28 protein-coding genes and 1 tRNA gene are annotated in these 22424 nt (G+C 69.1%); 13 read left to right on the forward strand and 16 right to left on the reverse strand.

Features of this window, described 5'->3' with window-relative positions:
• Nucleotides 1–76: 76 nt before the first annotated feature.
• The 4 genes from rpsA to ACLBX8_RS07775 all read left to right on the forward strand — a co-directional run bounded on the left by rpsA (nt 77) and on the right by ACLBX8_RS07775 (nt 3843).
• Nucleotides 77–1789, forward strand: a complete 1713-nt coding sequence (gene rpsA, locus ACLBX8_RS07760; RefSeq protein ID WP_010683172.1) for a 30S ribosomal protein S1 — start codon at nt 77–79, stop codon at nt 1787–1789.
• A gap of 342 nt (nt 1790–2131) precedes the next feature.
• Entirely contained in the window at nt 2132–3094 is a 963-nt protein-coding gene (gene sppA / locus ACLBX8_RS07765; protein WP_020092171.1) for a signal peptide peptidase SppA, read from the forward strand.
• Nucleotides 3095–3144: 50 nt separating this feature from the next.
• A complete protein-coding gene (locus ACLBX8_RS07770) occupies nt 3145–3456 on the forward strand; it encodes an integration host factor subunit beta (protein ID WP_012319412.1) in 312 nt (103 codons plus the stop codon).
• A gap of 18 nt (nt 3457–3474) precedes the next feature.
• Nucleotides 3475–3843, forward strand: a complete 369-nt coding sequence (locus ACLBX8_RS07775; protein ID WP_026604778.1) for a LapA family protein — start codon at nt 3475–3477, stop codon at nt 3841–3843.
• 10 nt (nt 3844–3853) lie between these two features.
• Here ACLBX8_RS07775 and ACLBX8_RS07780 read toward each other — a convergent pair whose 3' ends face one another.
• The 9 genes from ACLBX8_RS07780 to ACLBX8_RS07820 form a co-directional block, all read right to left on the reverse strand.
• Nucleotides 3854–4513, reverse strand: coding sequence for a phosphoribosylanthranilate isomerase (locus tag ACLBX8_RS07780; RefSeq protein WP_447698609.1), 660 nt, complete (start codon nt 4511–4513; stop codon nt 3854–3856).
• 113 nt (nt 4514–4626) lie between these two features.
• Nucleotides 4627–5733 carry a DUF2125 domain-containing protein gene (locus ACLBX8_RS07785; protein WP_447714847.1) on the reverse strand — a complete coding sequence of 369 codons (1107 nt, stop codon included), beginning with the start codon at nt 5731–5733 and terminating at the stop codon, nt 4627–4629.
• A gap of 136 nt (nt 5734–5869) precedes the next feature.
• Nucleotides 5870–6316 carry a hypothetical protein gene (locus tag ACLBX8_RS07790; RefSeq protein WP_447714848.1) on the reverse strand — a complete coding sequence of 149 codons (447 nt, stop codon included), beginning with the start codon at nt 6314–6316 and terminating at the stop codon, nt 5870–5872.
• A 132-nt stretch (nt 6317–6448) separates the two neighbouring features.
• A complete protein-coding gene (locus ACLBX8_RS07795; RefSeq protein WP_447714849.1) occupies nt 6449–7228 on the reverse strand; it encodes a lysophospholipid acyltransferase family protein in 780 nt (259 codons plus the stop codon).
• Between the two features lie 74 nt (nt 7229–7302).
• Nucleotides 7303–7818: a hypothetical protein gene (locus ACLBX8_RS07800; protein WP_447714850.1), complete on the reverse strand. Its 516-nt coding sequence runs from the start codon at nt 7816–7818 to the stop codon at nt 7303–7305.
• 102 nt (nt 7819–7920) lie between these two features.
• On the reverse strand, nt 7921–11118 hold the full coding sequence (locus tag ACLBX8_RS07805) for an efflux RND transporter permease subunit (protein WP_447714851.1): 3198 nt from the start codon (nt 11116–11118) through the stop codon (nt 7921–7923).
• 107 nt (nt 11119–11225) lie between these two features.
• Entirely contained in the window at nt 11226–12380 is a 1155-nt protein-coding gene (locus tag ACLBX8_RS07810; RefSeq protein WP_447714852.1) for an efflux RND transporter periplasmic adaptor subunit, read from the reverse strand.
• A gap of 145 nt (nt 12381–12525) precedes the next feature.
• Nucleotides 12526–12846 (reverse strand): rhodanese-like domain-containing protein, encoded by a 321-nt coding sequence (locus ACLBX8_RS07815; protein ID WP_427509070.1) that lies wholly within the window; start codon nt 12844–12846, stop codon nt 12526–12528.
• 166 nt (nt 12847–13012) lie between these two features.
• Entirely contained in the window at nt 13013–14293 is a 1281-nt protein-coding gene (locus tag ACLBX8_RS07820; RefSeq protein ID WP_447714853.1) for a glycosyltransferase family 4 protein, read from the reverse strand.
• 141 nt (nt 14294–14434) lie between these two features.
• Between ACLBX8_RS07820 and ACLBX8_RS07825 the strand changes: the two genes are divergently transcribed.
• The 6 genes from ACLBX8_RS07825 to ACLBX8_RS07850 all read left to right on the forward strand — a co-directional run bounded on the left by ACLBX8_RS07825 (nt 14435) and on the right by ACLBX8_RS07850 (nt 15711).
• A tRNA-Pro gene (locus ACLBX8_RS07825) sits at nt 14435–14512 on the forward strand.
• A 173-nt stretch (nt 14513–14685) separates the two neighbouring features.
• Nucleotides 14686–14946 carry a hypothetical protein gene (locus tag ACLBX8_RS07830; protein WP_447714854.1) on the forward strand — a complete coding sequence of 87 codons (261 nt, stop codon included), beginning with the start codon at nt 14686–14688 and terminating at the stop codon, nt 14944–14946.
• Nucleotides 14947–14976: 30 nt separating this feature from the next.
• Nucleotides 14977–15126 carry a hypothetical protein gene (locus ACLBX8_RS07835; RefSeq protein WP_447687938.1) on the forward strand — a complete coding sequence of 50 codons (150 nt, stop codon included), beginning with the start codon at nt 14977–14979 and terminating at the stop codon, nt 15124–15126.
• Nucleotides 15127–15130: 4 nt separating this feature from the next.
• Nucleotides 15131–15313 (forward strand): hypothetical protein, encoded by a 183-nt coding sequence (locus tag ACLBX8_RS07840; RefSeq protein ID WP_447714855.1) that lies wholly within the window; start codon nt 15131–15133, stop codon nt 15311–15313.
• A gap of 9 nt (nt 15314–15322) precedes the next feature.
• Nucleotides 15323–15511 carry a hypothetical protein gene (locus ACLBX8_RS07845; RefSeq protein WP_447714856.1) on the forward strand — a complete coding sequence of 63 codons (189 nt, stop codon included), beginning with the start codon at nt 15323–15325 and terminating at the stop codon, nt 15509–15511.
• Complete coding sequence (locus ACLBX8_RS07850; protein WP_447714857.1) at nt 15508–15711, forward strand: hypothetical protein; 204 nt, start codon at nt 15508–15510, stop codon at nt 15709–15711. The genes ACLBX8_RS07845 and ACLBX8_RS07850 overlap by 4 nt, the downstream gene beginning before the upstream one ends.
• Before the next feature lie 250 nt (nt 15712–15961).
• Here the strand turns inward: ACLBX8_RS07850 and ACLBX8_RS07855 are convergent, their stop codons facing one another.
• Complete coding sequence (locus tag ACLBX8_RS07855) at nt 15962–17290, reverse strand: Y-family DNA polymerase (protein ID WP_447714858.1); 1329 nt, start codon at nt 17288–17290, stop codon at nt 15962–15964.
• Entirely contained in the window at nt 17287–17739 is a 453-nt protein-coding gene (locus ACLBX8_RS07860) for a LexA family protein (protein WP_447714859.1), read from the reverse strand. Before ACLBX8_RS07860 ends, ACLBX8_RS07855 begins: the two co-directional genes overlap by 4 nt.
• A 197-nt stretch (nt 17740–17936) precedes the next feature.
• On the opposite strand from ACLBX8_RS07860, the gene ACLBX8_RS07865 reads away from it, so the two are divergent.
• Nucleotides 17937–18191, forward strand: a complete 255-nt coding sequence (locus ACLBX8_RS07865; protein ID WP_447714860.1) for a hypothetical protein — start codon at nt 17937–17939, stop codon at nt 18189–18191.
• A gap of 15 nt (nt 18192–18206) precedes the next feature.
• On the opposite strand, the gene ACLBX8_RS07870 is transcribed toward ACLBX8_RS07865, so the two are convergent.
• Both ACLBX8_RS07870 and ACLBX8_RS07875 read right to left on the reverse strand, forming a co-directional pair.
• Nucleotides 18207–18404: a hypothetical protein gene (locus ACLBX8_RS07870; protein ID WP_447714861.1), complete on the reverse strand. Its 198-nt coding sequence runs from the start codon at nt 18402–18404 to the stop codon at nt 18207–18209.
• Between the two features lie 140 nt (nt 18405–18544).
• Nucleotides 18545–18916 carry a hypothetical protein gene (locus tag ACLBX8_RS07875; protein WP_447714862.1) on the reverse strand — a complete coding sequence of 124 codons (372 nt, stop codon included), beginning with the start codon at nt 18914–18916 and terminating at the stop codon, nt 18545–18547.
• 277 nt (nt 18917–19193) lie between these two features.
• On the opposite strand from ACLBX8_RS07875, the gene ACLBX8_RS07880 reads away from it, so the two are divergent.
• Entirely contained in the window at nt 19194–19994 is an 801-nt protein-coding gene (locus ACLBX8_RS07880; protein ID WP_447714863.1) for a hypothetical protein, read from the forward strand.
• A 117-nt stretch (nt 19995–20111) separates the two neighbouring features.
• Complete coding sequence (locus ACLBX8_RS07885) at nt 20112–20834, forward strand: hypothetical protein (protein WP_447714864.1); 723 nt, start codon at nt 20112–20114, stop codon at nt 20832–20834.
• A gap of 126 nt (nt 20835–20960) precedes the next feature.
• Here the strand turns inward: ACLBX8_RS07885 and ACLBX8_RS07890 are convergent, their stop codons facing one another.
• The 3 genes from ACLBX8_RS07890 to ACLBX8_RS07900 form a co-directional block, all read right to left on the reverse strand.
• Entirely contained in the window at nt 20961–21599 is a 639-nt protein-coding gene (locus tag ACLBX8_RS07890; RefSeq protein ID WP_447714865.1) for a hypothetical protein, read from the reverse strand.
• Between the two features lie 141 nt (nt 21600–21740).
• Nucleotides 21741–22052: a hypothetical protein gene (locus tag ACLBX8_RS07895; RefSeq protein WP_447714866.1), complete on the reverse strand. Its 312-nt coding sequence runs from the start codon at nt 22050–22052 to the stop codon at nt 21741–21743.
• A complete protein-coding gene (locus ACLBX8_RS07900; protein WP_447714867.1) occupies nt 21988–22407 on the reverse strand; it encodes a hypothetical protein in 420 nt (139 codons plus the stop codon). Before ACLBX8_RS07900 ends, ACLBX8_RS07895 begins: the two co-directional genes overlap by 65 nt.
• Nucleotides 22408–22424 lie beyond the last annotated feature (17 nt).

A 22424-nucleotide genomic window follows, 5' to 3' on the forward strand; every position in this document is an offset into this window, starting at 1 on the left:
CCGCGGCGAACGGGGGCGCCTGCAACGCGAGCCGCCGACGCAACGGGCCTCCGCCGGGGGCCGTTCAGGAGACAGAATGACCGCAGGTACCGCTCTGGGGCGTGGCCCGAGCCGCGAGGATTTCGCAGCCCTCCTCGAGGAGAGCTTCCTCGAACACGAGATCACCGAAGGCTCCGTCGTCAAGGGTCGCGTCGTCGCGATCGAGAAGGACGTGGCCGTCATCGACATCGGCGCCAAGACGGAAGGCCGTGTCGCGCTCAAGGAATTCACCGGTCCCGGCCGCGAGGGCGAGCTGAAGGTCGGCGACGAGGTCGAGGTATACGTCGACCGGATCGAGAACGCGCTCGGCGAGGCCGTCATCTCGCGCGACAAGGCGCGCCGCGAGGAGAGCTGGGTCAAGCTCGAGAAGTCGTTCGAGAACAACGACCGCGTCACCGGCACGATCTTCAACCAGGTCAAGGGCGGCTACACGGTCGACCTCGACGGCGCCGTGGCGTTCCTGCCGCGCTCGCAGGTCGACATCCGCCCGGTCCGCGACGTCACCCCGCTGCTGGGCACCCCGCAGCCGTTCCAGATCCTCAAGATGGATCGCCGCCGCGGCAACATCGTCGTGTCGCGCCGGACCGTCCTCGAGGAGAGCCGCGCCGAGCAGCGCTCCGAGCTGGTGGCCAACCTCGAGGAAGGTCAGGTCATCGACGGCGTCGTCAAGAACATCACCGAGTACGGCGCGTTCGTCGACCTCGGCGGGATCGACGGCCTGCTGCACGTCACCGACATGGCGTGGCGCCGCGTGAACCACCCGTCCGAGGTGGTCACGATCGGTCAGACCGTGAAGGTCAAGATCATCAAGATCAACCACGAGACGCACCGCATCTCGCTCGGCATCAAGCAGCTGCTCGCCGATCCGTGGGAGGGCATCGCCGCCCGCTACCCGGAGGGCGCCAAGCTCAAGGGCCGCGTGACCAACATCACCGATTACGGCGCCTTCGTGGAGCTGGAGCCGGGGATCGAGGGCCTGATCCACGTCTCCGAGATGAGCTGGACCAAGAAGAACGTCCATCCGGGCAAGATCGTCTCCACCTCCCAGGAGGTCGAGGTTCAGATCCTGGAGGTCGATCCGGTCAAGCGCCGCATCTCGCTGGGCCTCAAGCAGACCCTGCAGAACCCCTGGGAGGCCTTCGCCGAGAAGCACCCGGTCGGTTCCGAGGTCGAGGGCGAGGTCAAGAACAAGACCGAGTTCGGCCTGTTCATCGGCCTCGAGGGCGACGTCGACGGCATGGTCCACCTGTCGGATCTCGACTGGAACCGTCCCGGCGAGCAGGTCATCGAGGAGTTCAAGAAGGGCGACATGGTCCGCGCCCAGGTTCTCGACGTCGACGTCGAGAAGGAGCGGATCTCGCTGGGCGTGAAGCAGCTCGGCGGTGACCCCTTCGCCGAGGCCGGCGAGATCAAGAAGGGTCAGATCGTCACCTGTGAGGTGGTCGAGGTGAAGGATGCCGGCGTCGAGGTGAAGATCGTCGACACCGACATGCAGACCTTCATCCGCCGGGCTGAACTCGCCCGCGACCGCGGCGACCAGCGCCCCGAGCGCTTCGCCACCGGCGAGAAGTTCGACGCCCGCGTCGTCCAGTTCGACCGGAAGGCCCGCCGCGTGCAGGTCTCGATCAAGGCCCTCGAGGTCGCCGAGGAGAAGGAGGCCATGGCCCAGTTCGGCTCCGCCGATTCGGGTGCCTCCCTCGGCGACATCCTCGGTGCCGCCTTCAACAAGAAGCGCTCCGACGACGAGTGAGACACCGGCTCTGCCGCCCAGCCTGTCCGGGCGGCGGAGCCGACGGTTGAGACCCGCGCGGGACCCCGGTCCCGCGCGGGTTTTTCTTTGGGCGCCGGCAATCCAAGGTTGCCAGGAGCGCGCGGCCGGTCCGGTCGTGCCGCCCGACGCGACAGCGACGGGCGGCCCCGTCATTTTCTTCGCGCGCCCCGTATCCAGGCCCGCGGAAAATGCTCTAGAACACCGGCCTCGCTCGGCTCGGGCCGGGCGAGCCGAAGGAAACCAAGGACTTGCCCGGCGCGGGGGTACGCCTCCCGCACCCCGTCGAGGGGCCGGTCGGGGTGCTTTAGGGGAAGCGACAGCATGGCAGCCGATGCCGAACTGCTGATTGACCGGCGGCGCCTGCGCCGCAGGTTGTCCCTCTGGCGCGTGCTCGGCGTCGGCGGCCTCATCGTGGCGGTCGGGGCCCTCGGGTACCGGGTGCGGACGGGCGCGGACGGCGCCTTCGCGGTGCAGCCCCAGATCGCCCGCATCTCCGTCTCGGGCTTCATCGCCGGGAGCGAGGCCACCGCCAAGCTGATGAAGCGGGTCGGCGATTCGGACGCCGTGAAGGGCGTGATCGTCTCGATCAACTCGCCGGGCGGCACGACTACGGGCTCGGAGGAGATCTTCCGCAACCTCCGAGCGCTCGCCGCCAAGAAGCCGATCGTGGCCTTCGTGGACGGCACCGCCGCGTCCGGCGCCTACATCACCGCGATCGCGGCCGATCACATCGTCGCGCGCGAGACCAGCCTGGTCGGCTCGATCGGCGTGCTGTTCCAGTACCCCGACTTCTCGGGCCTGCTGGACAAGGTCGGCGTCAAGGTCGAGTCGGTGAAGTCGTCGCCGCTCAAGGCCGAGCCCTCGGGCTTCACCCCGACCTCGCCGGAGGCGCGCGCCGCGCTGGCCTCCGTGGTGGGCGACACCTACGCGTGGTTCAAGGGCCTCGTCGCTGAGCGCCGCGGCATGGATCCGGCCCAGCTCAGCACCGTCTCGGACGGACGGGTGTTCAGCGGGCGCCAGAGCGTGCCGCTGAAGCTCGTCGACGAGCTCGGCGGCGAGCGGCAGGCGGTGGCGTGGCTGGAGAGCGCCCGCGGCGTCCAGACGAACCTGCCGATCAAGGACTGGAAGCCCGCCTCGGAGAGCCGGTTCTCCCTGTGGTCGGCCGCCGGGATCGGCGCCGACCTCCTCGGCCTGGAAGGCCTCGCGGCGCGGCTGCGGTCCGTCGGCGCCGAGGCCGAGGCCGCCCGGGGCGGGATGCTCGCCCTCTGGCGCCCGGAACCCTGAACGACCGCCGCCGCGCAGCCCGCCCCGATCCCGCGAGAAGATCCCACGCCATGATCAAGTCGGAGCTCGTCCTCAAGATCGCCGAGCAGAACCCGCATCTCTACCAGCGCGACGTGGAGATCCTGGTCAACGCGATCCTCGACACCATTTCCGACGCGCTGGCCCGCGGCGACCGGGTCGAGTTGCGCGGCTTCGGCGCCTTCTCGGTCAAGCGCCGGGAGGCGCGCCGGGGACGCAACCCGCGCACGGGTGCCGCCGTTGCCGTGTCCGAGAAGGCGATCCCCGTGTTCAAGACCGGCAAGGAGATGCGCCAGCGCCTGAACGCCGCCGGGATCGGCGAGAATGCCTCGGCCGCCGAGTAGGAAGGACCTGTGAGCGCGATGATCCGTTTCCTGAAGAGCCTCGTGCTGCTGCCGATCGCCGCCCTGGTGATCCTCCTGGCGGTGGCCAATCGCGCGCCGGTGCGGCTCTCCTTCGATCCGTTCAACGTGGACGCGCCGGTCTTCAGCGTCGATCTCCCGCTCTACGCGATCCTGTTCGGCGCGGTGGCCCTGGGCATCGTGGTGGGCGGCATCTTCACGTGGCTCGGCCAGGGCAAGACCCGCGCGCGGGCGCGCTATCACCGCCGCGAGGCCGTCCGGCACGAGCGCGAGGCGACCCGCCTGCGGGCCTACGCGCCGGAGACCGAGACCTCGGGCGTCTACACGGTCCCGAATACCGGCCGGACGGCCCTGCCGGCCCCGCGCTGAGGCGGCCCCCTCAGCGCCGGCCGCGCGCGGCCGCCACGAAGGCCGCGATCTTCGCCGGATCCTTCACCCCGGGCGCCGTCTCGACCCCCGACGAGACGTCGACGGCGCCGATCCCCGTGCGTGCGAGGGCGTCGGCCACGTTTCCGGCATCCAGTCCGCCCGACAGCATGGTCCCGGGCGGGAGCGCGGCGCCGCGCAGGATCTCCCAATCGAAGCGCCGGCCGTTGCCGCCCGGCAGGGCGGCGTCCGGCGGCGCCTTGGCGTCCAGCAGGATCCGGTCGGCGACCGCCGCGTAGGCCGGCAGGGCCGCGAGATCCGCCGACGTCGCGATGCCGAGCGCCTTCATCACCGGCCGCCCGGTCCGGGCACGGATCGCCGCGACGCGCTCCGGGCTCTCCCGGCCGTGGAGCTGGACCAGATCCGGATCCACCGCCTCGACGGACGCGGCGAGAAGCGCGTCGTCCGGATCGACGAGCAGGATGACCCGCTCGGCCCGGCCGCGGGCCAGGGCCGACAGCGCGGCGGCCCCCGCCAGCGCCACGTGCCGGGGACTGCGGGGGAAGTGCACGAGGCCGATCCAGTCCGCCCCGGCCTCCAGAGCGGCGGTCAGGGTCGCTTCGGTGCTGAGCCCGCAGATCTTCACGCGGGTCGGGGACGGGGAGGAGGCCATCGGCCTCCTATAGCCGATCCCGCACCGACGAGCAGGCCCGCGGCGCGCCGAGCGGTCATACCGGTCGCGCCCGCACCGCCCACCCGGCAGTGCCGGCCGGCAGGGCCGCTCGCCTAGTACAGGGCCGGCACGTAGACGTTCGGGATCGGGAAGCCGCTGAAGACGAGCTTGCCGTCGACGAGCCGCAGGGGCGGGAGCGCCTTCAGCGGCGTCCCGTCGGCCGGCGCGTCCGGGCCGGGGCGCTGGGCCAGCCCCAGGAGCCCGCCGACCAGCTGGCCTACCAGGGCGCCCCGGTCCGAGCCGAAGCGCTGGCCGACGATGCTGCCGACCAGCGCGTCGACGCCGGCCGCCCGCAGGTCGATCTGCCCGGCGGGCCGGTGGGCGGCGTCGAGGGCGAGCCTGCCCTTCGCCTGGACGCGCTGCGCCCCCTTGGCCAGCGACAGGGCCGTCAGGTCCAGGGCGCCGCCCGCCTGACGCCAGCGCTCCAGCTCGCGCGCCACCGTCCCGGTGCGCAGCACGGTCGCCTGCGTCAGGGTCGCGTCCAGGGCCAGATCGGCCGGATCCTGCGTTCCAGTGACGGCGTCGAGCTGCGGTACCGCCGCCTGGTTCAGGCGCAGGCTGACATCCACGGCGCCGTCGGAGTCGAAGCGGCCCGGGCTCGGCCGGGCATGCAGCTCGAGATGCCGCCCCGAGACCGCGATCGGGCCGGGCTCGGCGCCCTTCACGGTGATGTCGGGCTTGTCGACGACCAGGGACGCGCGGCTGAAGCCCCCCGCGGCGCCGTGGAAGCTGCCCTGGAACGCGGTCCAGGACGCGTCGCCGGTCAGCGGGCCCTGCTCGACGTGGAACGGGCCCGCGCTCTCGAAGACGACCAGGCGGGGCTGGTAGATCTGCGCCACCGCCGTGCTCGGGCCGAGCCGGAAGCGCCCGTCGGCGCGCTCAAGGGTCACGGCGCTGCAGCGCAGCTCCAGGCGGAACGGGTAGCCGCCGAGGGATCGGTCCGCGCAGGTCCAGGTGCGTCCGGCGGTCGCCTCGCGGGCGATCCAGCCGTCGATCTCGCTGGCCGCGCGCTCCCGCATCCACAGCCAGCCGGCCGACCAGCCCACGACCACGAGGGCGAGCAGGATGTAGGGCAGGAACAGCCCCCGCCGGGATCGCCGCGCGCCCCGTACCGAAGCTGTCTCAGCGGCACCCTCCGGCCGCGTCCGATCCTGCACCATGCGTTCCGCTCCCCGACCCGTCCCCGCGGGGACATCGTGACCCCGGCTTGTGGCCACGCAAGGGGCGAAACTGGGGCAGCACCACCGCGGGTCGACCGCCGCGGACGCGATCCGTCCGCGCGCGGCGCGTTCCCGGTCAGACCTGCGCCGGCTCGACGGTGTCGACCTGCAGATCCTCGACGATCGCCGTCCGCTCGGCCTCGTTCTCGGCGAGGCGGTGGACGTGCATCTCGGTGGCGCCCCGGCGGCGGACACGGTCGAGCCAGGTCCGGCGCAGATGGTCGCGCGGGCTCTCGCTGGAACTCGCCACCGAGACCATCTCGGCGATGCCGGCGTTGTCCCGGCGGACGGCGATCACCACGGCCTGCGCCATCTCGTCGAGGTCGAAGCCGCCGGCCGGGTGGACACCGACCACGTAGCGCCGGCCGGAGCGGCCGCGCCAGGCCGAGAGCGGGAGCGCTGGGGAGCCGCGCAGACCCGCGGTCGTCTTGAGGCGTTCTTCACGCACATCCTGCCTCCGGGTGCGATCGTCCTTCAGGTCGCGGAGCGCGGCCGACCAGGACAGGGCTCTTTTGTTCGCCATTTGTTCCAACCTAACGCGCGATATCCACAGGCGTCAAGGGCGACGTTCCTAGAGCGAGATGTGGGGACGATGCCCGTTATCCACAAGCCGCCGGGCGCCGGTCCGACGCGGAAAACCGCGCTCGCGAACGGCTCAGCGTCGGGCGTCTGCGGCGGCCGGCGCCTCGTCGGCCGGCACGGCGTGCCCCTCGCCCGCGAGGCCCTGGTGGCCGCCCTCGACGAGGGCGTTCGAGGCCGTCTCGAGCCGCTCCTGGGCCAGAGCCTGGAACTCCTGGCGGGGCAGGCCCGGCGGGATGGGCGGCAGGAACTCGATCACCGCCCGGCCCGGCCGGCGCACGAGGCTGTTGCGCGACCAGAACAGGCCGGTGTTCAGCGCCACGGGCAGGCAGGGGACGTTCAGGGCGGTGTAGAGGTGCGAGAGCCCCTGCTTGTAGGCGGGCGGCGCCCCGACCGGACGCCGGGTGCCCTCGGGGAAGATGATGAGCTGGCGGCCGTCCCGGATCGCCGCGCCGGCGGCGGCGTTCATCAGGCTCATGGCCCGGCTGCCCTTCGACCGGTCGATCGCCACCATGCCACTGCGCGACAGGTACCAGCCGATCAGCGGAATGAGCAGCAGCTCCTTCTTCAGGATGTAGGCGAAGTTCGGCAGCACCGTGCAGAGGGCCAGCGTCTCCAGGGCCGACTGGTGCTTGGCCGCCACCAGCAGGGGGCCAGCCGGGATGTTCTCCAGCCCGCGGAACTCGACCCGCGTTCCCGCGACGACCCGCAGGAGCCACAGGGTGATCCGCCCCCAGGCGCGGGCGAGCCGCAGCACCGACCGGCCGGAGACCAGCATGGGCAGGCCGGCGAAGGCCAGGACCGTCGTGACGGCGTAGAAGCAGACGTTGAAGGCGAGAGAGCGGAGGGCGAGCATCGGGAACCGTGTCGTGGCGGCTCCCCTGTAGCGCGCCCGCGTGTCCGCGGCCAAGGGCGACGTGCCGGGCGGCGTCAGGTCCCCTCGGGGCAATGCCCGTCCCGGAGGAGCCCCGCGCCGCGCCCGGCGACCAGCCAGTAGACCAGGCCGGCGCTGGCACCGACCGCGAACAGGATCAGCGTCAGGCGCGCCTCGCCCGCGAGGAGGGCGGCGTCGCGGGCGCCGCCGGACCGGAGCGCGCCGCGCGTCAGCCAGGGGAGGGCGGCGGTGAGCAGCCCGCAGCCGGCGCCGTACCACAGCAGCCCGCGGCGCCCGAGGATCTCACCGCCGAGGCCGATCACGGCCGGGGGCACGAACAGCAGCGCGAACAGCGCCTTGGCGAGGCCGGCGAGGAGCAGGGCGAGCCCCTCCGGCGGCAGCCCGGCCGAGAGGTCCGACAGGGCCATGTCGAGTCCGGCGAGCGCCCCGCCGGTCAGCCACGCCTGCGCGGCCGGGTCGACGAGCAGCGCCAGGACCAGGACCGCGAGGCCCGTGGGGACGGCGAGCAGGAGGGCGAAGGCCCCGAGAATCAGGCGACCGAGGGCGTGCATGCCGCGAGCCTCTACATCGGGCGCCCCCGCCCGTCGCGCGGAAGCCGCGCCCGATCCTCGCGGATCCGGCGCGGCTTCCAATGTTCCGGGGGGCGTGTGCCGTCAGCCGTGGGCCGGGGCCGCGCCGCCGGGATCGCCGTGCGTGTGCTTCTTCCGGAACCGGCCCAGCCAGATCGAGAAGTGGCGGATCACCACGTAGAAGACCGGGGTCAGGAACAGGCCGAAGAAGGTCGCGCCGATCATCCCGAAGAACACCGCGGTGCCGAGCGCCTGGCGCATCTCGGCGCCGGGGCCGGTCGCCACGACCAGCGGCAGGGTGCCGAGGATGAACGCGAAGGCGGTCATCAGGATCGGGCGCAGGCGCAGACGGCACGCCTCCACCGCCGCCTCGACCGGGCCGCGATGCTCCCGCTGCTCGATGTCGTGCGCGAACTCGACGATCAGGATCGCGTTCTTCGCCGCGAGGCCGATGAGCACGATCAGGCCGATCTGCGTCAGGATGTTGTTGTCCTGCCCCCGGAACTGCACGCCCGCGAGCGCGGCGAGCACGCCGGTCGGCACCACCAGCAGGATCGCGAGCGGCAGCGCCCAGGATTCGTACTGCGCGGCGAGCACGAGGAAGACCAGCAACACGCCGAGGGCGAAGACCGCGCCGGCCGTGCCGCTCGCCGCCTTCTGCTGGTAGGCGATCTCGGTCCAGTCGTACGAGTAGCCGTCGGGCAGCGCCTTCTTGGCGATCTCCTCCATGGCGGTGAGCGCCTGTCCGGTGGAGACGCCGGGCTTGGCCACGCCCTGCACCGGGACCGAGTAGTACAGGTTGAATCGCTGCACGATCTGCGGACCGGTCACGTCCCGCACCGAGGCGAGGGTGCCCATCGGCACCAGGGCGCCGGTGGAGGAGCGCACCTTGATCTGCGAGATGTCCTGCACCGACGTGCGGAACGCCGCGTCGCCCTGCAGGCGCACCTGGTAGATGCGGCCCAGGGTGTTGAAGTCGTTGACGTAGGTACCGCCGAGATCCGCCTGGACCGACGAGAACACGTTGGCCAGCGGCACGTTGAGCATCCGCGCGATGGTGCGGTCGATGTCGAGGAAGAGCTGCGGCGTCGAGTTGTCGAAGGTCGTGAACACGCGCTGCACGTCCGCGCTCTGGTTCGCCTGGGCGATCACCTCGCCGGCGGCGGCCATGAGCGGGCCGATATCCGAGGACTGGCGGCTCTCGATCTGCATCTTGAAGCCGCCGCCGTTGCCGAGACCGCGGACGGGCGGGGGCGGGATGACGATGACCCGCGCCTCCTGGATGTCCGAGGTCGCCTTCAGCACGTCGCCGGTGATGACGGCCGCGCTCCGACCCACTTCCGCGCGCTCCTTCGCCCCCTTGAGGGTCAGGAACATCACGCCGGCATTGGTCGTGTTGGTGAAGGTCGCGCCGTCGAAGCCCGCGATGATCACCGCGTTGGCCACGCCGTCGACAGTCCGGGCCTGCTTGGCGGCGCGCAGGCACACCTCCGTGGTGCGGTCGAGGGAGGAGCCGGAGGGGAGCTGGACGACGCCGATCAGGTAGCCCTGGTCCTGGTCCGGGATGAAGCCCGTGGGGGTCGTCTGCGCGAGGTGGAGCGTGCCAGCGATCACCGCGGCGTAGACCAGCAGCATCACGCCCAAGCCCACGATCCCGCCGGTGAGCACCCGGATCGTCCGGCCGTAGGCGTTCGACGTGGCGTCGAAGGCGCGATTGAAGCCGTTCGCCAGCCAGTTCACGAACCGGGTCAGGAAGAACTTCGGCTCCTTGCGGGCGTGGTGGGGCACCAGCAGCAGCTTGCAGAGCGCCGGCGACAGGGTCAGCGAGTTGAAGGCCGAGATCAGGGTCGAGGCCGCGATGGTGAGCGCGAACTGCTTGTAGAACTGTCCCGAGATGCCCGGGATGAACGCCGTCGGCACGAACACCGCGGCGAGCACCAGCGCGATGGCGATGACCGCGCCGCCGACCTCGTCCATGGTCTTGTGGGCGGCGTCGCCCGGCGACAGGCCCTCGGCCATGTTGCGCTCGACGTTCTCCACCACCACGATGGCGTCGTCGACCACGATGCCGATGGCGAGCACGAGCCCGAACAGGGTCAGGTTGTTCAGCGAGAAGCCGAAGGCCGCCATCGCCGCGAAGGTGCCGATCAGCGAGACCGGAATCGCGATCACCGGGATGATCGCGGTGCGCCAGCTCTGCAAGAACACCAGGACCACGATGACGACGAGGCCGACCGCCTCGAACAGGGTCTTGTAGACCTCGTGGATCGACTCCTCGATGAACTCCGTCGGGTTGTAGGCGATGCGGTACTCGACGTCCGGCGGGAAGTTCTTCTTGACCTCCTCCATCACCTTCTTGACCGACGCCGCCGCGTCGAGGGCGTTGGTGCCTGGCCGCTGGAAGGCGCCGATGCCGACCGCGGGCGTGTCGTTGAGGAACGAGTTGGTCGTGTAGTCCTTCTGGCCCATCTCGACGCGGGCGATGTCCTTGACCCGGACGAGGCGCCCGTCCTGCGCCTTGATGATGACCTCGGCGAACTGCTCGGGCGTCTTGAACCGCGCCTGCGACTGCACGACGAGCTGGAACGCCTCGCCCTTGGCGGCTGGCGGACCGTTCAGCTGGCCGGCGGCCACCTGCACGTTCTGCTCCTGCAGGGCCGCGGTGACGTCGGTGACCGAGAGGCCGTAGGCGGCGAGCTTGTTCGGGTCGACCCAGACGCGCTCGGCGTACTCGTTACCGCCGAAGATCGTGATGTCGCCGACGCCGTCGAGGCGCAGCAGCTCGTCGCGGATGTTCAGGTAGATGTAGTTGGCGAGGTAGTTCTGGTCATAGGTCTTGTTCGGCGAGAGCAGGTGCACGACCAGCATCAGGTCGGGCGAGGCCTTGCGGACCGTGACGCCGAGGTTGCGCACGTCCGGCGGCAGGCGCGGCTGCGCCACCGACAGCCGGTTCTGCACCAGCACGTTCGCGATATCGAGGTTGGTGCCGACCTTGAAGGTCACGGTCAGCAGCATGTTGCCGTCGTTGGTCGACAACGACGTCATGTAGAGCATGTTGTCGACGCCGTTGACCTCCTGCTCGATCGGCGTCGCGATCGTGGCGGCCACGGTCTCGGCGTTGGCACCCGGATAGGAGGCGCGCACCGTCACGGTCGGCGGCACGATCTCGGGGTACTGCGAGACCGGCAGGCTCTCGTAGGCCACGAAGCCGAGGATCAGGAAGACGATCGACGTGACGGACGCGAAGATCGGTCTGTCGACGAAGAAATGGGCGAAACGCATCGGTCAAACCTCTGAGGCCCGCCGGTCTCCCGGACGGGGCCCTGCGTCGTCGGTGCGGGGCGCGCCGCGCGGCGCGCACGAAGGCGTTCGTGTCGAGCCCCGGGGGCTCAGGTCTTGCTCGGGGGCAATTCGATCTTCTCGGGGGTGACCTTCGCGCCCGGACGGACACGGGACAGGCCGTTGACCACCACGGTCTCGTCGCCCTTCAGCCCTGACTGGATCACCCGGTAGCCGTCGACCTTCGGTCCCAGCACGACGTCCTTCTGCTGGATCACGTTCTCGGGCCCGACGATGTAGACGATCCGCTTGTCCTGGTTGGCCGCCACGGCGTCGTCGGGCAGCAGGATGCCCTGGAACGGCTTGGTCGCCGGCATCGAGACGATGCCGAACAGGCCGGGCTTGATGAACAGGTCGGGGTTCGGGACGGTCGCGCGCAGCAGGATCGTGCCGGTGGCGTTGTCGACGCGGTTGTCGACGAAGTCGAGCGTGCCCTTGCGGGTGGGCTTCGCCTCGCCGGACAGGGCGATCAGGATCGGCACGCCCTTGCCCTGCTGGGTCTGGCCCATGCCGATGCCGAGGCTGTTCTGGTACTTGAGGAACGACTTCTCATCGACGGTGTAGCTGAAATAGATCGGGTCGAGGGACACGATCGTCGTCAGCATGGTCTGGTCGGCGCTGACGATGTTGCCCTCGGTCACCAGGCGGCGGCTGATGCGGCCGTTGATCGGTGCCTTCACCTCGCTGAAGTCGTAGTTCAGCTGGGCGTTGTTGAGGGCGGCCTGGGCGCTGTCGACGTCGGCCTGGGCGGTCTGCGAGGCCTGCCGGCGCTGGTCGGTGACCTGCTCGGAGATGTTGCCGCTGCGGGACAGGGTCTGCGCGCGCTCCAGGTCCGTCTGCGAGAAGGACTGGCGCGCCTTGGCGGAGGCCAGGGCCGCCTGGGCCTGCTCCAGCGCCGCCTTGTAGGGGCGCCGGTCGATCACGAACAGGACGTCGCCCTTCTTCACCGTCTGGCCGTCGACGAAGTTGATCTTCTCGAGGTAGCCGGTGACGCGGGCGCGAACCTCGACGTAATCGATCGCGTCGAAGCGGCCGGTATACTGATCCTGCTCGACGATCTGGCGCACCACGGGCTTGGCCACGGTGACCTTGGGCGGCGGGCCGCCCGGCGCCTGCGCGCGGGCCGGAGTCGCGAGGGGGCCTGCCGCGAGAGCCGCGATCAGGCCTGACAAGACGGTGAGTAGGCTGGGAAGCCGGCTGCGCATCGGGTCCTGCTGTCCGTTGGCCGACCGTCCGGTCGCGCCGAGCTTGACGATTGTTCCGCCGCGGGTGCGCCGTAACCCGCGGTCGACGGTGTTGCTTGTGCGCGAACGCACATCACGGTCCCGCGAGCCGGATTGAAACGGCAGATCAGGCGACCGTTTCGCCCGCGCTGTACCAGTCCTTGAAACCGCCCTTGTAGTGTTCGGCGAGGTCGAGCCCGGCATTCTGCGCCGCCATGAGCGCGTGAACCGAGCGGACGCCCGAGGCGCACGAGAACACCGCCCGCCGGCCGTCCTCCGCTACGAGGGCCGCGACCGCCTGTGGGTCGAAGCCGGAGAGCGGGTGCGAGACGGCGCCCGGGATGTGCCCGGCCTCGTACTCGTGCGGCTCACGGACGTCGATGATCAGCATCGAGCCGTCATCGAGCCCCTGCTTGACCGTCTCGCGATCGAGGTCGACCACCCGCATCGGCAGGATCTCCGTTCCGCCCGCTCTCGGCCAGGCTGGCTGACTGACGCTTTTCCTTATTCGTCAGACTCCGGCGGCGCAACGTGCGTCGTCGTCCCGCGGTCGCGGGCCGCGACCGTCGGCCGGCGGGCAGGCGTCTGGGTCCGGCGCGGATCGGCGGTCGCCGTCAGAGCGCCGCGAGGGTCGGCGCCACGGCCGCGAAATGCGCGGGCCAGTCCGGCGGCCGGTACCCGGCCAGACGGCCGGCCAGTTCGGCGCGGAGCGACCCGTCGGGCCGCGCGAGCGCCTCGATCGCCTCGATCCAGCCCGGACCGTCCAGGGGATCGCGGAACAGCGCGAAGCCGTCGGCGATCTCGCGGTGGACGGCGATGTCGGAGGCGATCACCGGCAGCCCCGAGGCCGCGGCCTCGACGACGGGGATGCCGTAGCCCTCGGTGAAGGACGGCATCAGCAGGGCGGTGCAGCTGCGCATCAGCGCCGCCAGACCGTGGGTCGACAATCCCGAGGCCTCGATGACGTGGGCGCGCACGCCGGGGCAGCGCTCCAGCATGTCGATGGCGCTCTCCGCCTCCCAGCCCCGGCGCCCGACCACGACGAGTCGGGGTGCCGCCGCCCCGTGGCGCTCGGCCAGGAGCCGCCAGATCTGGAACAGCAGCAGGTGGTTCTTGCGCGACTCGATGGTGCCGCAGACCAGGAAGGTCGGCCGGTCGGGGGTGAATCGGGGCCCGGTGTGGCCGAAGGCGGTCTCGACCCCGAGATGGCCCACGGCCACCGGCGGCCGCCCGAACCCCTCGGCGGCGAGATGCGCGAGGGTGCGCCGGCCGGTATCCTCCGAATTCACCAGGATGGCGGAGGCGTGCCGCCCGATCGTGCGCAGGCGCGCCCGGTGCCGGTCGGCCTCACCGGACCGGCCGTATTCCGGGTGGGTGATCGGGATGAGGTCGTGGACGAAGAACGCCGCCCGGACGTCCCGCCGGGTATAGAGCCAGTCGAACCGCCGCGGGTCGTCGAGGCGCAGGTGCGAGGTGTGCAAATAGAGCGCGTCCCGGGGCAGGATCGCGACCGACCGGCCGCGCAGCGCGATGTCGACGGTCTTGCGCGCCTGGATCCGCCGCCGGTCGGTGGACCCGGCCTGTGGTGCGGTGACGGGCGGCGGCGCGGCGGCGGGATCGCCGCAGCGGGACGCGAGCCGCCGGTAGACCGGGTCCGACGCGGCGTCCCGATCCTCGACCCAGCCGGCCGCCACGGCCTCGACGATCTCCAGCGCCTGCGCGCGGTCGAGGATGCGCGGCCCGAACGCCGTGGAGACGACGCCGACGCCCGTCTCCGCCCGGCCGAGATAGGCGCGCGCGTAGGCGAGGTCGACGCGGTCGATGCCCGACGGGCTCGCGTGGCGCAGCCGCGTGACGAGGCGCGTGAGATCGAAGGCGATCGGTCGGTCCGTCATGATCCTCTGGCAATCGCGGGGGCGAGGCCTCCCCGTAGCGGGCCTGACCCGCGAGAGCCAGCACATCCGCGCGGCCCGCGCGCGCCGAAGGGCTTGCGCGGGCGCGGCGCGGAGGCTAAGAGCCGCGAGCCCTAGCGGCGTCGGAGTGTAGCGCAGCCCGGTTAGCGCACTAGTCTGGGGGACTAGGGGTCGTGGGTTCGAATCCCGCCACTCCGACCATTAAAGCCTTTGGGCTGAAAGGCTTTTTCTACAATCGACCGACCGGACGCCGGTAAGCCGAAGCGGAACGGACGGTGCACGTGGGGACCATGGGGTGCGAAAACCACCCACGGAATCCCCCACGGTCTGTTCTCGGTTGGTGCGCCGCTCGCGATGGAGGGTAGCCCGAGCCGATGGCCAAGGACCCCGCGACCGTCTCCGAGCTGCGCAAGGCCGCCGAGATCACCGACCAGGAGATCGACGCCGCTGTCGACGCCGTGCTCGCCGATCTGGCGACGGAGACCTACCCACTCGCGAAGGGCTGGACCCTCGACCTCATCGAGACGCTCCGGACGAACACCCGCGCGGCCGAGGCGCTGACCACCGACAAGCCTGCCTGGAAGCGCAACATGGTTCGGACCGCGATCTTGCTGGCGCATCCGGTGAAGGGATGAGCGAGGATGAACCCAACTGCTCTCGGATGGATGATCGCGATCCTGGTGGCCGGACTGGCGCTCGGCTTCGAGGCCTTCAGGCTCGGAGCATTGGCCGGGCTTGGCCTGTACATCCTGGCGCTGGTTGTCCTCGTTAACCCGCGCTTCTGGTGGCCGAGCCGGCGTCGCCTCAGTCGCTGAGGGGATGAGCGAGACCGATCCGACCACGAAGGCCGCAGAGGCGCTGATCGCTGCCGGTCACTCGGTCGAGCCTATGGGCGCCGGCTTCGCGTTCTCAATCGTCGATGGCAAGGGGTTGAGCGGCAGGGAGCTGCTCGCGATGGCAGCGCGGCTCGGCCTCATCGACTCGCCGAGCGACCGGCAATAGGTCTGATCCATGTCAGCAGAGACCGATCCCCCGCCGCCGATAGATCCGGTCGAAGCGCTCAAGCGCATCAGGGCGCTCATCGAGGGCTCGTGCGAGACGACTTACGGGACACGGGCCGAGCCGATCATCCAGATGATCCAACAAATCGTCGATAAGGCCCTGCCGCCGAAGCGGCGCCGCCGGGTGACAAAGCCTTGAGCGACGAGGCCGAGCTTCTACGACATCAGGCCACTACCCAGCGCATGATGCGCCGGCTCGGCGGGTTCGCCCGTGGGCTCGGTCTCGACGAAGCCGCCACGTGGGAGATTGTCGAGCAGATCGCCGCTGATCTGCCGGACCGCGACGATGAGGACCAGCTCGACGCGGCCCGCCAGCGCATGATCGTAGCATCAGCGTAGGCCGGCTGGTGCCGAAAGTCCCATCGCCGCGAGGCGCGCGGCCGCGCCAGGATCTCCGCCCGCGCGTGCTGGCGGCGCTCACATCCGAGCCGTCGACCGCTACCGAGATCGCTGAGCGTGCCGGGATCCCTGGCCGGGAGCGTGGCATGCACGCCGCCCGCACGCTCGCGCGCCTAGAGGCCGACGGTCTCGCGGTGAGCGAGCTGCGCCGGAACGTCACCCGGTGGCGGAGAGCCGGCGACGCGTCCCCTCAGGCATAGGCGACCGGCAACTCGCCCACCTGCGTCGTGTAGCGCGGCGTGCGCATTTCGAACTTCGTGTTCCAGTCGCGCCGGCTCACCAGCCCCGCGCGCGCCGGCACCACCGCGCCCCGGCCCCAGCGCGCGTTGCATGCATCCATCGCCGCCATCAGCGGGCCCGAGCGTGCCCGGTCCAGCGCGCCGATCAGCGCCCGCGGGCTGTGCGACAGCGGCACGAGGTCGTTCGTGACGATCCCGGCCTTGCTGTACCGCCACGGGCGCGCGTCCGGCTCGCGCCAGGTCCGCGCCACGCCGTGCCGCGCCGCCTTGATCAGCGCCAGCGTGTCCGAGCTGTGCTCCGGCAACTGCACCGTGGTCGAGACCGACCGCATTGGCTCCCCCCGGTCGTGCTCGCTCGTGTGGTAGAAGACCGTGACGTGGTTGGTGCCCAGCCCCTCGCGCCGCAGCTTCTCGCCAAGCCGCGTCGCGTGCGCGGCTACCGCTTCCTCCAGCACCGCCCGCTCGGTGATCCGGCTGGAGAACGAGCGTGTGACCGCGCAGCCCTTCCGCCGCGCCGGCACCATCTCCAGCGGCAGGCAGGCCGCTCCGCGCAGCTCGTAGATGATCCGCTCGCCCACCACGGTCAGGCCCTTGCGCACCGGCCGCGGATCGAGGTCGCGCAGGTCCGCCACGCTCTCGACGCCCATAGCCTGGAGCTTGACGAGCGAGGCCCGGCCGATGCCCCAGACCTCGCCGACATCGATCCGGCACAGCCAGTGCGCGTAGGCCGCGGGATCGGTCAGATCGCACACGCCGTCCAGCACCGGCACGCTCTTGGCGATGTGGTTGGCGAGCTTGGCCAGCGTCTTGGTCGGGCCGATGCCGACGCAGGTCGGGATCCCGGTCCAGGTCCGCACCGTGGCGCGCAGGTCCCGCGCGAGCTCAACCCTCAAGGCCGGCGCCACGTCCGAGAGGTTCAGGAAGCTCTCGTCGATGGAGTAGATCTCCACCTGCGGGCTGAACTGCCGGTAGACCGCGTTGGTGCGACCGCTCATGTCGCCGTAGAGGGTGTAGTTCGACGAGAACACCCGCACGCCCTGCGCCCGGCACATCTCGCGGATCTTGAAGTACGGGTCGCCCATCTTGATGCCGAGCGCCTTGGCCTCGCTGGTGCGGGCGATGGCGCAGCCGTCGTTGTTCGAGAGCACGATCACCGGGACGGCGGCGAGTTTCGGGTCGAAGACGCGCTCGCACGAGCAGTAGAAGCTGTTGCCGTCGATCAGCGCCACGGCGCGGCCGCCGCCGATCCGGTCGCGCAGCCGGGCCTCGGGGGTGCTCACGACAGCTGCCCGCGGGCGACGTGCCAGCGGATCGAGAAGCGGACCACGCCCCAGATCACGCCCTCGCCGAGTTCGTCGACCGCGAAAGCGGGGAGGTCCGGATTGCAGAAGGCGAGCCGGGCGACGTTGCCGTCGATCACGAGGCGCTTGCAGCTCATCTGGCCGTCGACCGCCGCGACGACGATGCTGCCGTGGCCCGCTTTGAGGCTGCGGTCGACGCAGGCGAGGTCTCGGTCGTAGATGCCGGCGCCCTCCATGGACGAGCCACTGATCCGCCACAGGAAGGTGGCCGGCGGGTTCGGCACGAGCCAGCGGGGCAACTCCAACGCGCCCTCGAGGAAGTCGTCGGCGGGGGACGGAAAGCCGGCGCACAGCGCCTGCCCGATCAGCGGCACGCGGACGGCTTCAGGGCTGTGGATCAGCAGCTCGTCGATCCGGTTGAGGTGCACCCGCGGCTCCGCCGTGTTAGAACGAATACGGAACAAAGCTGATGGGCCGGCCGGGTTCAATCCGCGGGCGAGATGTTTCTTTCCGAGCGGTGGACGAATGTGAACTCGGGTCGAAAACGCCTGTCGTGGCATAACTTTAAGCGGCCATCGCGGTCGGCGAAGAGCGTTTGAAGGGTCGGGACGAACGGGGGACGAAGATGGCGATGAAGACGGCGTTCGTGGTGCAGCCTTTCGAGGTCCACCGGAAGCGGCTGCGGCCGGCCCGGCAGGAACCCGCGCAGACCGAGAGCGGCGCACTCAAGAAGGCCGAGAACCTCGCGAAGCGGATGCCGGGGGCGGCGGCGCTGAAGGTGGTGGCCGACGACGAGACCGGCGAGCTGGAGGGCGTCACGATCCTCGGCCAGTGGGGCGAGATCCCAGACGACTTCGCTGAAAGCCTGCAGGGCGGCTGACGGCCGGCGCAGCGACTAGAGCAGGCCACCCGATGTCGGCGCGGTCAGCGTCTTCCCGGCTCGGGTCACGAGCTTCGAGAAGGCCAGCGCGGCGGCGGATGCCTGTGCCTCGGACGGGAATGTCCGGTCCGATTCCATCACCGTCAGATGCGTCGCGTCAAGCAGCACCCAGGTCCAAAGGTGGCGGCCGGTCGATCGGATTTCGAAATGCATGGTCGGCTCGGTATGCAAGTGGACATGCCGGCACCTTGCGCTCGGGAAAGGCCTGAGGCGTTAATGGCTTGCCCAGCGCAACATCCTGCGCCGGCTCACATCGCGGTTGCCCCCGACATCCTCGCAGATCACAGGCGCGATCAGCCGCGCCCCTTCGCAGCAAATTCCCAGAGCGGCGGCCCCCAGGTCTGGCCCGGCTTCGTCCGGTAGCCGGAGAAGCGATCGAACACGATCCGGTCCGGCTCGACGCCGACCACCGGCCGGTCGTTGACCATCAGGGCGCCGGCATACTCCACACGCAGGAAGCCGTGCTCCGGATGAACGCCAAACAACTGCGGCGCGGTCCAGCCGAGCCGGTGCGCCTCGGCGCCGAACTCGTCGATGAAAGCCAACGCGTTCGCCCGCATGGGCGGCCACTTTGTGGGCAGGAGATAGCGGCACGGCGAGGCGTGCTCGGACAGGCGCTCGATCTGGTCGCGCCAGGAGGCGACGGCGGGCGGGAGGTCGGACATGACCGCCGCGGTACGCACCTGAGGTTAATAAAAGCTGGGCCGGGCGCTTGTGACAGCGGCCCGGCCCGGTCATCCTCGGAGATGCGACTCAGCCGATGGATGATGTAATGATCGGGTTTTTCTACTGGAATGTGAAGCCTAGTAGGCTCCATCCCGACTGCGCTGGGCCAATTCGCTGCGTCTCCAGCGCCGCCAAGAACGCACGCTTACGGCGATGGACGTTGCGATCGCCCCAAGCCCTAGAAGCATCACGAGGAAGATGCTGATGAGGTTGAAGATGTCCATGCCGACTATCTCCTCCCCTCTCGCCAACTTCCTTTTTGACATCGCAAACGTCGTGCTCAGCGTGGGTGCTGCCGCGGTCCTGCTGGGCACCTTAGGCGTAGTTTGGATGGGCTCGGTCAAAGAACGGTACAGCGACGAGCGCATTGCCGCAAACGAGGCAAAGGCGGCGAGTGCCAACGCTGAAGCGGAGAGGGCTAGAGAGGGTGCCTCCCGAGCTGACGAGCGCGCGGGCGAAGCGAACAAGGAAGCTGCGCGTGGCAATGAACGAGCCGGTCAACTCGAGAAAGATGCGGCAGAAGCGCGTGAGCGCGCCGCTGCGTTGGAAGTGAGAGTAGGCGAGCTGAACTTAGAGATTGCCCGCATCAAAGCACCTAGAACTCTCGATCAGGAACAAAAGTTATCTGTCGCCTCTTGGGCACAAGCATATCCTGGAACGAAATTTGATCTAGCTTACACCTATGGTGATCCCGAGACAGAAGATCTCATATTATCTATTGGCGGCGCACTAATAGGCGGCCAGTGGGTAATGGAAGATTTTAGCGGCAATACGATGCGCTACAAAGCAGGCAATGGGAAATACGTAGGCACAACTTCATCCAAGAATGTAGTTATCATTATTCACTCGTCCTCAGTGGAAACTCTAAAACAGCCAGCAGAATCCCTAACGCAAGCGCTTAATGCGCACGGCATAAAGACAATACTTGAAATTGAAGATTGGAAAGGGCTTGCAGAAGGCGGAAGTGATTTGGATAGGGGAGTGATCCATATAATGGCTGGCCGGAAGATCGACTGAATGCACTTGGCTTCGCACTTTCAATGCGCCAATAAACAACTCGGCCCCGCCCCGATCTGATCACGGGGCGGGGGAGCGTCCGATCTCACCAGCGTGTGAGCCGAGCCGATACGCAACTTGGCTCGGCGTCAGGATGGCGTCCCGCGGTTACCGGACCGTGCGGATGCCGGCGAGCGAGCTGTTCCGCGCCGGGATACCAAGCACGAAATAGCCCGCGCCGGCGGACCGGGCGGGCAGCGTTTTGATTATAAGAGCGAGCGTGTTGTGGATATTCTTCAATTTATATCAGCCATCGTAGGATCTTTAGCTTGGCCTCTAGTCGTGATCTATCTTTTGTATTTGCTTCGACACCAATTGAGCGCGCTCGCGAAGCGCCTGCAGGAAATATCACTACCTGGAGGCGGAGGCGCCAAATTTCGTGACGAGGTACGCGAGGCGCAAATCAAGTTGGACACTATCGTTGAGAAGGAAGAGGGCGCGACCGTGCTTATAGCGCCTAAACCACGGATAGATACGCCGAGAGATAAAATCCGCGACAGATACACCGAACTTGAAAATCAAATGTCGTTGATGATTGCGCAATTGCCCCTGGAAAAACGCAAGATACCCGCAGATATTATCTTTCATGATCTTAAAAGGTTCGAGAGCTCGTATCCACTGTACAAGGTTTATTCGACTATACGAGATCTAAGCCACATGGCGCATTTTGCTGACGAAAAGGCTTTGAGCGACAATGATGCGGAAGAATTTGACGAACTATGCACAACTTTTCTGGCTGCATTCAGATTGCAATTGAATGAACTCAAGAGCAGTCAGCTCAAGGAGCCGGAGGCTCGTTGATAGAACTGCGTGCTTAGCTCAGAAACGACGAAAGGCGCCCCGGCCGAAGCCAGGGCGCCCGTGATAAATTCCGATGGCCGCCGGGCCGCCGTGACGAAAATCGACGGCCCGTGACAGAAATCAGCGCTACCGCCGCGGCGCGGCCTCCAGCGTGTCGATCCGGCGCTGCTGCCGGTCGTTGAAGGCCCGGACGTGCTCGTCGACCTCGCCGCGCAGCATGCTGGTGACCCGATCCTGCGCGTCGTTGCGCGCAAGCACCTCGCTGCGGGAGACGACGCGATCCTCCATTCGATCGAGCCGCGCCTTCATCTCGTCGAGGCCCTTCACGGCCCGGTTCTCCACCCGGCCGATGCGGTCGCGCATGAAGTCGTAGTCCCGGTCCTGGCTGCGCCAGTGCACCTCGTGCTCGGCCCGGGTGACCTGGTTCGCGGCCAGCCCCTCGATGCGCTTGTCGGCCTTGTCCTGGATGAGCAGGAGCGAGCTCTTGAGGTCGGCCTGCCCGTCCTTCAGCGGGTAGAACGCGAGGCCGCCGATCAGCGCGGCGACGGTGACGCAGGTTCCCATCGCGCCCCAGATCACGGCCCAGGGGGTGGCGCTGCGGCGATCGAGCTTGTCGCTCAGGGCGCCGACGGCCTTGCCGACGTTGTCCAGGGTCAGGCCGAAGCCGTCGAGGCGCGTCTCCTGCCGTTCCAGCCGCGCCTCCAGGTTGCCCATCACAGGCTGCTGCTGACCCAGCATCTGCTGCTGTTGGAGCTGTGCGGTCATAATCCTGGCCCCCAAGGCCGGAGAGCCGCGCGCCGGTGTTCCGGTCGCGCGTTGTGTTAAGCGGACCGGCCTCTCGTGAGAGACAAACCGGCTTGCGTTCGGTGGATGAGAGGCAACGGACGGCCGGACAGGCCGCGCCGGTCAGGGCTTGGCGAAGTCGCGCTGGACCGCGTTGATCCAGGCAAGCGCCCGCCCGCCGCACGCCGCCTTCGCCCGGTCGAGCAACTTGGCTCGGCCGATGATGCGCACGACGTCGCCCCGGGTCAGCGATCGATCCGGGATCTCCGGGAAGGATTGGCGCAGGCAGTCGGTCACGCCCTCGGGTGCCTCGGGCAGCGTGACCCGGATGTCGGCCGGCGCGAGCGGATCGATCGCGGGCGGCGCGGCCCTAAAGCTTGCGCAGCCGCTGAGACCAAAGCCGAGGCAGGCAGACGCCATCGCGGCGCGGATCACGGGCGAGCGCATCGGTCAGTTCCTTGATCTTGGAGAGGTCGGCTTGGCGGTCAGCTTGGTCGCGGGCGCGCAGCTCGACCGCCTCGCGGGTGATCGCCTCGGCCTTCTCCGCGCGCAGCTGCTCGGCCTTCAGCGCCACGGCGTGATCGTGCCCGAGCATGCGGCGCGCGCCGTCGTTCACGGCGACCTGCCAGCAGAAGGCGAAGGCCGCGACGCCGGCGGCGGCCGTCTGGGTGACGATGCGCAGGCGCGCGGGCAGAACGATCCGCCCGATCACCAGGAGGGCGAGGGCGGCGCTGAGAATTTTCAGCGTCACCGGCGAGATTGCGGCCCACAGCAAGGACGCGACCGCCATGAGGATGCCGGTCCAGG

Source organism: Methylobacterium sp. D48H (genome assembly GCF_053345715.1).

Coding starts and splice junctions, on each gene's coding strand:
- rpsA (WP_010683172.1), top strand. CDS start 77: ATGACCGCAGGTACCGCTCTGGGGCGTGGCCCGAGCCGCGAGGATTTC.
- sppA (WP_020092171.1), top strand. CDS start 2,132: ATGGCAGCCGATGCCGAACTGCTGATTGACCGGCGGCGCCTGCGCCGC.
- ACLBX8_RS07770 (WP_012319412.1), top strand. CDS start 3,145: ATGATCAAGTCGGAGCTCGTCCTCAAGATCGCCGAGCAGAACCCGCAT.
- ACLBX8_RS07775 (WP_026604778.1), top strand. CDS start 3,475: ATGATCCGTTTCCTGAAGAGCCTCGTGCTGCTGCCGATCGCCGCCCTG.
- ACLBX8_RS07780 (WP_447698609.1), bottom strand. CDS start 4,513: ATGGCCTCCTCCCCGTCCCCGACCCGCGTGAAGATCTGCGGGCTCAGC.
- ACLBX8_RS07785 (WP_447714847.1), bottom strand. CDS start 5,733: ATGGTGCAGGATCGGACGCGGCCGGAGGGTGCCGCTGAGACAGCTTCG.
- ACLBX8_RS07790 (WP_447714848.1), bottom strand. CDS start 6,316: ATGGCGAACAAAAGAGCCCTGTCCTGGTCGGCCGCGCTCCGCGACCTG.
- ACLBX8_RS07795 (WP_447714849.1), bottom strand. CDS start 7,228: ATGCTCGCCCTCCGCTCTCTCGCCTTCAACGTCTGCTTCTACGCCGTC.
- ACLBX8_RS07800 (WP_447714850.1), bottom strand. CDS start 7,818: ATGCACGCCCTCGGTCGCCTGATTCTCGGGGCCTTCGCCCTCCTGCTC.
- ACLBX8_RS07805 (WP_447714851.1), bottom strand. CDS start 11,118: ATGCGTTTCGCCCATTTCTTCGTCGACAGACCGATCTTCGCGTCCGTC.
- ACLBX8_RS07810 (WP_447714852.1), bottom strand. CDS start 12,380: ATGCGCAGCCGGCTTCCCAGCCTACTCACCGTCTTGTCAGGCCTGATC.
- ACLBX8_RS07815 (WP_427509070.1), bottom strand. CDS start 12,846: ATGCGGGTGGTCGACCTCGATCGCGAGACGGTCAAGCAGGGGCTCGAT.
- ACLBX8_RS07820 (WP_447714853.1), bottom strand. CDS start 14,293: ATGACGGACCGACCGATCGCCTTCGATCTCACGCGCCTCGTCACGCGG.
- ACLBX8_RS07830 (WP_447714854.1), top strand. CDS start 14,686: ATGGCCAAGGACCCCGCGACCGTCTCCGAGCTGCGCAAGGCCGCCGAG.
- ACLBX8_RS07835 (WP_447687938.1), top strand. CDS start 14,977: ATGATCGCGATCCTGGTGGCCGGACTGGCGCTCGGCTTCGAGGCCTTC.
- ACLBX8_RS07840 (WP_447714855.1), top strand. CDS start 15,131: ATGAGCGAGACCGATCCGACCACGAAGGCCGCAGAGGCGCTGATCGCT.
- ACLBX8_RS07845 (WP_447714856.1), top strand. CDS start 15,323: ATGTCAGCAGAGACCGATCCCCCGCCGCCGATAGATCCGGTCGAAGCG.
- ACLBX8_RS07865 (WP_447714860.1), top strand. CDS start 17,937: ATGGCGATGAAGACGGCGTTCGTGGTGCAGCCTTTCGAGGTCCACCGG.
- ACLBX8_RS07870 (WP_447714861.1), bottom strand. CDS start 18,404: ATGCATTTCGAAATCCGATCGACCGGCCGCCACCTTTGGACCTGGGTG.
- ACLBX8_RS07875 (WP_447714862.1), bottom strand. CDS start 18,916: ATGTCCGACCTCCCGCCCGCCGTCGCCTCCTGGCGCGACCAGATCGAG.
- ACLBX8_RS07880 (WP_447714863.1), top strand. CDS start 19,194: ATGTCCATGCCGACTATCTCCTCCCCTCTCGCCAACTTCCTTTTTGAC.
- ACLBX8_RS07890 (WP_447714865.1), bottom strand. CDS start 21,599: ATGACCGCACAGCTCCAACAGCAGCAGATGCTGGGTCAGCAGCAGCCT.
- ACLBX8_RS07900 (WP_447714867.1), bottom strand. CDS start 22,407: ATGGCGGTCGCGTCCTTGCTGTGGGCCGCAATCTCGCCGGTGACGCTG.